This is a genomic window from Streptomyces sp. UH6 (genome assembly GCF_013421635.1).
GTDB lineage: Bacteria > Actinomycetota > Actinomycetes > Streptomycetales > Streptomycetaceae > Streptomyces > Streptomyces abyssomicinicus.
In genome coordinates this window covers 1-1,384 of sequence record NZ_JACADT010001257.1, presented here as the reverse complement: position 1 = coordinate 1,384, position 1,384 = coordinate 1, and the positions used below count along the sequence as shown (strand labels likewise).

The following is a 1,384-nucleotide window of genomic DNA, read 5'->3' as shown; positions in this document are numbered from 1 at the left end:
CCGTGCCGGTCCGGCTCCGCGCCGGTCCGGTTCGTGTCGGTTCGGCTCCGCCCCGGCGCGGCGGCGCTCAGGCCGGTCGTTCGCGGCCCGCTCAGCCCTTGAGGGCGTCGAGGTCGGCCCGGGCCCACCGGTCGCCCAGACCGGTGACGGTCAGCCGCCGGACGTCGTCGTCCGTGTCCCCGGTGGCCCGGGAGATCAGGATCTGCAGCCGGTCCTCGGTGAGTTCCTCGACCTTGCCCTCGCCCCACTCGACGACGACCACCGAGTCCGGCAGCGAGACGTCCAGGTCGAGGTCCTCCATCTCGTCCAGCCCGCCGCCCAGCCGGTAGGCGTCGACGTGGACCAGCGGCGGGCCGTCGCCGAGGGAGGGGTGGACCCGGGCGATCACGAACGTCGGTGAGGTGACCGCGCCGCGGACGTTCAGCCCCTCGCCGAGGCCTCGGGTCAGCGTGGTCTTGCCGGCGCCGAGCTCACCGGTGAGCATCAGCAGGTCGCCGGCGCGCAGGAGCCCGGCCAGACGACGGCCGAGGTCCAGCATCTCCTGCGCGGAGTGGACGGTCAGCTCCAGCGTCCGCCGGCCGCCGGCCGGGTCACCGGGGCCGCCGGGGTTCTGTTCGCCGGGGTTCTGTGCGCTGGGGTTGTGCGGTGCCGCGGGTGCTTCCATGGGACGACACGGTAGCCGCCCCGGGCAGCGCTCCCACGCGGGTGAGGAGTTCGGCGAGCCGGGCGTTCACCACCTCGGGGTGCTCCAGCATCACCAGGTGCCCGGCGTCCGGCACCCGCACCAGCTCCGCCTCCGGCAGTTCCCGGGCCATCGTCTCGCTGTGGCCGACCGGGGTGACAAGATCACCCTCCCCGGCGACGATCAGGACCGGCAGCCCGCGGAAACGGGCCAGCGCCGCCGTCTTGTCGTGCTCGTCGAAGGCCGGGTAGAAGTCGGCGACCACGTCGATCGGCGTGGACTCGATCATCCGCTCGGCGAACCGGGTGACCACCGGGTCGACCTCGGCGGAGGCGAACGAGTAGCGGCTGATGATCCCGGCGAACAGGTCCGCGGTGGCCCGCCGCCCCTTCTCCACCAGCTCCGCACGCTGCCCCAGCGCCCTCAGCACACCCGGCAGGAAACGCCGCACCGCGTTCACCCCGGCGACCGGCAGCCCGAAGTGGACCTCGCCGAGCCCGCCGGAGGAGGTGCCCACCAGGACGACCCCGGCGACCCGCTCGCGGACCAGTTCGGGGAACCGGTCGGCCAGCGCCATCACCGTCATCCCGCCCATCGAGTGCCCGGCCAGCACCAGCGGACCGGCCGGAGCGGCGGCGTCGACGACGGCCTTGAGGTCGCCGCCCAGCTGGTCGATGGTGACCGGCGCCGACCGCCCGTCGG

General features: G+C 74.3%; 2 protein-coding genes. Both read right to left on the bottom strand.

The window, feature by feature from the left end; all coding sequences use genetic code 11:
• Window positions 1–91: 91 nt before the first annotated feature.
• Entirely contained in the window at window positions 92–664 is a 573-nt protein-coding gene (gene tsaE, locus HW445_RS31070; RefSeq protein WP_180224117.1) for a tRNA (adenosine(37)-N6)-threonylcarbamoyltransferase complex ATPase subunit type 1 TsaE, read from the bottom strand.
• Window positions 591–1,384 (bottom strand): alpha/beta fold hydrolase (locus HW445_RS31065; protein ID WP_180224116.1); only part of this gene is annotated, 794 nt, incomplete at its 5' end. The genes tsaE and HW445_RS31065, both read right to left, overlap by 74 nt.

Bases quoted from the DNA above. Each gene is read 5' to 3' on its own strand.
- tsaE (WP_180224117.1), bottom strand. From the start codon at position 664: ATGGAAGCACCCGCGGCACCGCACAACCCCAGCGCACAGAACCCCGGC.